General features: G+C 63.9%; 5 protein-coding genes and 2 pseudogenes. 1 reads left to right on the top strand and 6 read right to left on the bottom strand.

Going from position 1 to position 7,597, the window contains the following annotated elements:
- Positions 1 to 60 precede the first annotated feature (60 nt).
- The 6 genes and pseudogenes from AHiyo1_RS03845 to leuC form a co-directional block, all read right to left on the bottom strand.
- Positions 61 to 1,148, bottom strand: a pseudogene (locus AHiyo1_RS03845) (D-alanine--D-alanine ligase family protein).
- A 113-nt stretch (positions 1,149 to 1,261) separates the two neighbouring features.
- Positions 1,262 to 2,314 (bottom strand): NAD(P)H-dependent glycerol-3-phosphate dehydrogenase, encoded by a 1,053-nt coding sequence (locus AHiyo1_RS03840; protein WP_059387659.1) that lies wholly within the window; start codon positions 2,312 to 2,314, stop codon positions 1,262 to 1,264.
- Complete coding sequence (locus AHiyo1_RS03835; protein ID WP_059387658.1) at positions 2,311 to 3,087, bottom strand: lysophospholipid acyltransferase family protein; 777 nt, start codon at positions 3,085 to 3,087, stop codon at positions 2,311 to 2,313. Before AHiyo1_RS03835 ends, AHiyo1_RS03840 begins: the two co-directional genes overlap by 4 nt.
- Positions 3,088 to 3,098: 11 nt before the next feature.
- Positions 3,099 to 4,424 carry a UDP-N-acetylglucosamine 1-carboxyvinyltransferase gene (murA, locus tag AHiyo1_RS03830; protein ID WP_059387657.1) on the bottom strand — a complete coding sequence of 442 codons (1,326 nt, stop codon included), beginning with the start codon at positions 4,422 to 4,424 and terminating at the stop codon, positions 3,099 to 3,101.
- A gap of 508 nt (positions 4,425 to 4,932) precedes the next feature.
- Entirely contained in the window at positions 4,933 to 5,535 is a 603-nt protein-coding gene (leuD, locus tag AHiyo1_RS03825) for a 3-isopropylmalate dehydratase small subunit (RefSeq protein WP_059387656.1), read from the bottom strand.
- A 9-nt stretch (positions 5,536 to 5,544) separates the two neighbouring features.
- The gene (gene leuC / locus AHiyo1_RS03820) at positions 5,545 to 6,999 is read right to left on the bottom strand and encodes a 3-isopropylmalate dehydratase large subunit (protein WP_059387655.1); all 1,455 of its coding nucleotides are present in this window, start codon (positions 6,997 to 6,999) and stop codon (positions 5,545 to 5,547) included.
- Positions 7,000 to 7,111: 112 nt separating this feature from the next.
- On the opposite strand from leuC, the pseudogene AHiyo1_RS03815 reads away from it, so the two are divergent.
- Positions 7,112 to 7,597 (top strand): annotated as a pseudogene (locus AHiyo1_RS03815) (IclR family transcriptional regulator); the annotation flags it as partial.

The following is a 7,597-nucleotide window of genomic DNA, read 5'->3' as shown; positions in this document are numbered from 1 at the left end:
CACGAGCACCCCGGCAAGTAGCAGGCTCAGCCCAGGCCGGTCGTCGGCACCGGCCGGCTATCAGCGCAGGCCGGTTTTGCGGTTGAGCGCCAGGTAGATGAGTTCGTCGATCAACTCGGCATAGCCCAACCCGGAAGCCGCCCACATTTGCGGATACATGCTCTTCGGGGTGAATCCGGGCATCGTGTTGATCTCGTTGATGATAAGTTCGCCGTCCGGAGTGTAGAAAAAAGTCCACGCGGCTGAGCCTTCGGCACCGACCGCATCGAACGCGGCCGCCGCGAGCTCGCGGACGCGCGCAATGGCCTCGTCGGGAATGTCGGCCGGGCAGCTAAGGGCTGCTGCGCCGTCCTCCACATATTTGGCGTTGAAGTCGTAGAACTCGTGTTCTCCTGGAGCGACGGCGATTTCCCCCGGCATGGAGGTTCGCGGGGCCGCAGTGCCACGTCCTTCAAGGACTGCGCACTCGATTTCGCGGCCGACAATCCCGGCCTCGATCACCAGCTTGAGGTCGTGCCGCCGTGCTTCTTCGATGGCGGCATCCAAATCATCCATCGAATCAACTTGGAAATTCCCATCGAGGAACCGGCGCGGGCGGGCTTCACGAAGACGGGAAAGCCGAGACGGTCCACGCGCTTGCGCACGGCTTCGGCGTCGTTGATCCATTCGCGGTCAGTGACGGCGACATACGGTCCCACGGTAAGCCCGGCGGCCTCGAAAACGACCTTCATGTAGTGCTTGTCCATGCCGACGGCGGATGCGAGGACTCCCGCTCCAACGTAGCGGGTGTCCGAGAGCTCCAGAAGGCCCTGGATGGTGCCGTCTTCGCCCCACGGGCCGTGCAGGAGCGGAAAGACGACGTCCACGGAGCCCAGTTCCTCGGGCACCGCATTTGGCGCCGTGACGATCAATTGGTGGGCTCCGCCCACCTCGGCGAGGGTTACGGTCTTGCCGGAAGGCAGCACTTCAGGCAAGGCCGAGGCGCTCAGCGACCACTGGCTGATGTCAGCCGAGGGAATCACCCACTGCCCTGACTTGGCTATCCCGATGGGGACGACGTCGTACTTGCTCTTGTCGATGGCGCCCATGACGCCGGCCGCCGTCACGCAGCTGACCGCGTGCTCGCTGGATCGGCCACCAAAGAGCACGGCGACGCGGGGCCGCCGATGTTTGGCCGGCTTCGCGGACCCGGCAGTTCCGGCAGAAGCGGTTGTTCCGGCGGACTCAGCGGTTCCGGCAGACAGGGATTCTTCGGTCACGGTCAGTAATCGCCTTCGGACTTCAGGGAGCGGGCCAGGAGTCTGGGCCCAAGTTCATCAACGGACAGTTTGCCTTCGAGGACGGCCACAACGGCCGCGGTGATCGGCATGTCGACACCGAGTTTCCCGGCTAGTTCGTAGACAGCGTACCCGGATTTGATGCCTTCCGCCGTCTGAGTCATGTGCTCGGTGACCTGTTCAAGGGTCAAACCTTCGCCGAGCAACCGCCCGGCCGTGTGGTTTCGGGACAAGGGCGAAGAACAGGTAGCCACGAGGTCTCCCAGTCCGGCAAGTCCGGCCATCGTGCGCGCTTCGCCGCCCAGGGCAAGAGCCAGCCTCGATGTCTCCGCGAGGCCGCGAGTGATCACGGACGCCTTGGTATTGTCGCCCATTTGCTTGCCTTCGCAGATACCGACGGCAAGGGCAATGACGTTTTTCACGATTCCCCCGATTTCGACGCCGACCACGTCGTTGCTCGTGTAGGGGCGGAAGTACGGCGCGGTGCAGTAGAGCGCGAACGATGCAGCCGTGGCTTCGTCGCTGCAGGCCACCACAGAGGCTGTCGGTTCCTGGCGGGCGATCTCCATTGCCAGGTTGGGTCCCGAAACAACGGCCACGCGTTCCTGCGGAATGTCGAGTTCCTCGGAAATGACTTCGCTCATGCGGGAATCCGTACCGAGTTCAAGGCCCTTCATGAGGGAAACGACCACGGCGCCGGGTGCCACGAGCGGTTTCCATTTGCGCAGTTGAAGCCGAAGCGACTGCGCCGGCACGGCGAGGATCACGATTCCGGCGCCCGCAAGGACCCCGGCCACATCCGTTGAAGCCGTGATGGAGTCTGGCAGTGCAATGTCCTTCAGGTACTGCGTGTTGCGGTGCTCCGCGTTGATCTGGTCGACCACTTCGTCCCGCCGGCCCCAAATGCGGATACTGCGCTCCGCACCGCTCGCAAGTGCAGCATCAGCCAGGACCTTCGCGAACGTCGTACCCCAGGATCCGGCGCCAAGCACGGCCACAACGCCTCTGTCGGCGATGAATTCTTCCCCGGAAGTCACTTCGGTCCGTCCGTACCATCGGTGCCCGCGGTTCCCTCAGTCGCTTGGAAGCGGCCGTGCTTCGACTGATTGTGGGCAGCAGGGTCCCAGCGTTCCTTGGGCGGTTCTTCCCCGCGCAAGGTAGCAAGAAGCTCCGTGATGGCAACCATGATGATGTCCGTAGCCTCAACCAGGGTGGCCCGGTCCAGCGGCCGACCCTGGAAAGCGCTGAGGTCCACGGGATCGCCTACCAGGATGCGGGATGTCTTCCGCGGGAACACGTGCAGGCGTTTGGCGTAACGGGGAAACACCTCATGGGCACCCCAATGGGCAATGGGAACCACAGGGGCACCCGTCTGGATTGCCAGGCGGGCAGCTCCCGTGTGGCCCTTCATCGGCCACAAATCCGGATCGCGTGTCAGGGTACCCTCCGGATAGATGATGATGGCGCCGCCGGCATCCACCACTTCCTGGGCGGCTTGCAACGAGCGGTTCGCCCCCGTCGTCGAGCGCTCCACGGGAATCTGGTTCGTGGCGCGCAACAGGCTGCCGAGGACCGGCGCCTTGAAGAGGCCCGCCTTCGCGAGGAAATGCGGCGGACGCTTCATGTTGTAGAGCATGTGCCCCACGACGATGGGGTCGATCTCGGTGCAGTGGTTCGGGGCGGCGATGAAGCCACCCGCGGGAAGCTTGTCGGTCCCCTCCCACTTCTTTGCCATGAGGACGTTCATGAGCGGTCGTGCAAGTCCCGCAAGAACAGCGAACATGGCACGGCTCTGGGCCGATTCCTTCAAGGTGTCCCCCGTTACTTGGATTCGGTGAGGTCGAAATCGGCGCCCAGGCCGGCGAGCTTTTCGGTGAAGCGCTCGTAGCCGCGGTTGATGATGTCGATCCCGGTCACCCTGGACGTGCCGGTCGCGGCGAGCGCCGCAATGAGGTGGCTGAATCCGCCACGGAGGTCGGGGATGTCGATGTCGGTTCCCCTGAGCGGAGTGGGTCCTGAGACGACGGCGGAGTGCAGGAAGTTGCGCTGGCCGAAGCGGCAGGGCACGCTTCCGAGGCATTCACGGTGGACCTGGATGGTTGCGCCCATGCGGGTCAGGGCGTCGGTGAAGCCGAAGCGGTTTTCGTACACGGTTTCGTGGACGATCGACACGCCTTCAGCCTGGGTCAGGGCGACCACCAGGGGCTGTTGCCAGTCGGTCATGAAGCCCGGGTGCACATCCGTCTCAAGGACGAGCGGGCTCAGCTTTCCGCCAGGGTGGTAGAAGCGGATGCCGTCCTCGCGGATGTCCATTCCGCCGCCCACCTTGCGGTAGGTGTTGAGGAACGTCATCATGTCCCGCTGGGAAGCGCCCTCCACGAAGATGTCTCCCCGGGTCACCAAGGCAGCCGAAGCCCACGACGCCGATTCGTTGCGGTCTGCCAGTGCGCGGTGGTCGTAGCCACCCAGGTCCCGAACGCCCTCGATCCGGATAGTGCGATCGGTCTGGACGCTGATGATGGCACCCATCTTCTGCAGCACAGCGATGAGGTCGATGATTTCGGGTTCGGTGGCGGCACCGCTGAGTTCGGTGATGCCCTCGGCGCGGGTGGCACTCAGCAGGACCTGTTCCGTGGCTCCCACCGACGGGTACGGGAGTGAGATCTTGGCGCCGTGAAGTCCCTTGGGAGCGGAGATGTGGATGCCGCCCGGGCGCTTTTCGACGACGGCGCCAAACTGGCGGAGCACGTTCAGGTGGTAGTCGATGGGCCGGTCGCCGATCTTGCAGCCACCGAGATCGGGAATGAAGGCTTCTCCGATCGCATGGATCAAGGGACCGCAGAGCAGGATCGGGATACGGGAGTCCCCGGCGTGCGCGTCGATCGCAGTGCTGGACGCCGTCTTCGCATTCTTGGGATCCAGAGTGAGATCGCCGGTGACGGGATCCTTCTGCACAGTCACGCCGTGGAGCTGCAAGAGGCTGGTGACCACCTCGACGTCCTTGATTTCCGGGACGTTCCGCAGCACCGACGGTTCGTTGCCGAGGAGGGAAGCCACCATGGCCTTGGGAACAAGGTTCTTGGCACCTCTGACGGTGACGCGGCCAGTCAAAGGGACGCCGCCGCGGATTGTCAGAACACTACTCATCTATACCGGTTTCCTCACGAGTTGATGCCCCCACACTTACGAAGGCTCCAGCTAAGCATAAAAGCTGACGTTACCGATTCGAAATGCCGGGGCGCGGCGAAGGCCGGCTTTCAGCGACGCGGGGTCACTTACGGCCCATGTTGCCGCCCGGGCATGGGCCGTAAGTGACCCCGCGTTCGTGCCCGATCCATGGATAACCCCTCATTCCAACCCCAACGACAACCATGGAGGCACAGTTGCCAGAATGGCCCGGCACAATGAGCTGGTCCGGATTTGCCGGGGCTTGTACCTTCCGGTCAGCCGATGGATGGAGCTTGAGGATTGACCGTTGTCCGCTGGATGTGGCCGGAAGCGCAAGACGGTGCCGAACTCTCGGTGAAGCTGCACAACGCCGGGATCAGGCCATGGCCACATCCCGCGAAACGCGTCACGCACACGGAAAGGACCGGCGCACCCGTTCTTTCGGGTGCACCGGTCCTTTCAAGGTACGGAAGCTGCTCGGTTCGCGCTACTGGGTGCGCGCCGGCAGGGTTTTCGGTTTGAAGGAAGGCCTTGTGGCCTCGTAGGCCGTGATGTCTTCCTCGTGCTGGAGCGTCAGTCCGATGTCATCCAGGCCCTCGAGGAGGCGCCAGCGGGTGTAGTCATCGATCTCGAAAGGTGCGACGACGTTTCCGCACTCAACGGTCTTGGACACAAGGTCCACCTTGACTTCGGTGCCGGGCGCGTTTTCAAGGACTTTCCAGATGAGCTCGATGTCGTCCTGGGCAAGCTCGGCCGCCAGGAGGCCTTGCTTTCCCGAGTTGCCGCGGAAAATATCCGCGAACCGGGACGAGAGCACGGCTTTGAAGCCGTAGTCCTTCAGCGCCCAGACTGCGTGCTCGCGGGATGAACCGGTACCGAAATCGGGTCCCGCCACCAGTACGGAGCCGGCGTTGAAGGGTTCCTGGTTGAGGATGAAGGACGGGTCCTTCCGCCACGCCGAGAACAGGGCGTCCTCGAAACCGGTACGCGTAATCCGCTTCAAGTAGACCGCGGGAATGATCTGGTCCGTGTCCACATTGCTCTGGCGCAGCGGGACACCGATGCCGGTGTGGGTGGTGAACTTTTCCATGGGGCCCTCCTAGGCGGCGTCGGTGGTGGTGGATGCGGAAACAGAGGCGGGCTCCAGGTCCGAAGGCGAGCTCAGCGTTCCGCGGACTGCCGTAGCTGCGGCGACTACCGGCGAAACCAGGTGGGTACGTCCGCCCTTGCCCTGGCGTCCTTCGAAGTTGCGGTTCGAGGTGGAGGCACAGCGCTCCCCCGGTTCCAGCTGGTCCGGATTCATGCCCAGGCACATGGAGCAACCGGCGAAGCGCCATTCAGCGCCGAATTCCTTGAACACCTTGTCCAGGCCCTCGGCTTCGGCTTCAAGGCGGACGCGTGCCGAGCCGGGGACCACGAGCATGCGGACCTTGGGGTCCTTTTCGCGCCCGCGTATGACATCGGCGGCGGCCCGGAGGTCCTCGATGCGGGAGTTCGTGCAGGATCCGAGGAAGACCGTGTCCACACGGATGTCCTTCATGGGCGTCCCGGCTTCGAGGCCCATGTACTGCAGCGCGCGCTCGGCAGCCAGCTTGGCGTTCTCGTCACCGAAGTCCGCGGGGAACGGCACTGCCTCGTTGAGCGAAATGCCCTGGCCCGGGTTGGTCCCCCAGGTCACGAACGGCTCCAAGGTATCGGCGTCGAGGTCCACCTCGACGTCGAAAGTTGCGTCGTCGTCGGTGCGCAGCGTGTTCCAGTATTCGACGGCGGCATCCCACTCGTCGCCCTGGGGGGCGTGCGGGCGGCCGTACATGTAGTCGTACGTCGTCTGGTCCGGGGCCACCAGGCCAGCGCGGGCGCCGGCCTCGATGGACATGTTGCAGATGGTCATGCGGGCATCCATGGAGAGCGCCCGGATGGCCGAGCCGCGGTACTCCAGGACGTAGCCCTGCCCGCCGCCGGTGCCGATCTTGGCAATGACTGCAAGGATGATGTCCTTCGCCGAAACGCCCGGACGCAGGGTGCCTTCAACGTTGATGGCCATGGTCTTGAACGGCTTGAGGGACAGCGTCTGGGTGGCCATGACGTGTTCCACCTCGGAAGTGCCTATACCCATGGCGAGTGCTCCGAAGGCGCCGTGGGTCGAGGTGTGTGAATCGCCGCAGACAACCGTCATGCCGGGCTGGGTGAGGCCCAGCTGGGGTCCGACAACGTGCACAATGCCCTGCTCGGCGTCGCCGAGCGAGTGCAGGCGGACTCCGAACTCCTTGCAGTTGTTCCGCAAGGTCTGGATCTGGGTGCGGCTGGTCAGATCGGCAATCGGCTTGTCGATGTCCAGGGTCGGAGTGTTGTGGTCCTCCGTGGCGATCGTGAGGTCCGGGCGGCGCAGGGGTCGTCCAGCAAGGCGCAAGCCCTCAAAGGCCTGCGGGGAGGTCACCTCATGCACGAGGTGCAGGTCGATGAACAGAAGATCGGGCTGGGCGTTGACTCCTTCGCCTTCGCCCTTGCGCACCACGTGCGCATCCCAAACTTTCTCGGCCAGTGTCTTTCCCACGGCCTGCTCCCTTCACTGCGGTTGGCTTGACTACTTCCACTGAACATCAGTGATCCGAACTGCGCCAGTGAAACAACTTGCATCTCAGATATTGAGACGGCAATATCATTACATGGACAATTCTAGTGGAGTCGGCGTCATCGATAAAGCGGCCCAGGTGCTCGACGCACTTGAGGCGGGGCCAACCACCTTGGCTCAACTTGTGGCGGCAACAGGGCTGGCCCGCCCCACGGTGCACCGCCTTGCGCTGGCGCTCGTCCACCACCGCCTCGTGAGTCGCGACATCCAAGGGCGTTTTGTCCTCGGCAGCCGCCTTGTCGAGCTTGCTTCGGCAGCCGGCGAAGACCGGCTCATCGCTTCCGCAGGCCCCGTCTTGATCCAGTTGCGCGACGCCACCGGAGAGAGCGCCCAGATCTTCCGACGCCAGGGCGACTGGCGCGTCTGCGTTGCCTCGGCCGAACGCCCGATCGGCCTGCGCGACACCATTCCCGTAGGCACACAGCTCTCCATGAAGGCCGGCTCCGCCGCCAGATCCTGCTGGCATGGGAAGACCACGACCGCTCCTGGACGGGCTTCAGAACGCCCGGTTCACGCCGAC

It is taken from the genome of Arthrobacter sp. Hiyo1 (assembly GCF_001263615.2).
Classification (GTDB): Bacteria; Actinomycetota; Actinomycetes; order Actinomycetales; family Micrococcaceae; genus Arthrobacter.
This window is presented reverse-complemented; position numbering and strand designations above follow the sequence as displayed.

Coding starts and splice junctions, on each gene's coding strand:
- murA (WP_059387657.1), bottom strand. CDS start 4,424: ATGAGTAGTGTTCTGACAATCCGCGGCGGCGTCCCTTTGACTGGCCGC.
- leuD (WP_059387656.1), bottom strand. CDS start 5,535: ATGGAAAAGTTCACCACCCACACCGGCATCGGTGTCCCGCTGCGCCAG.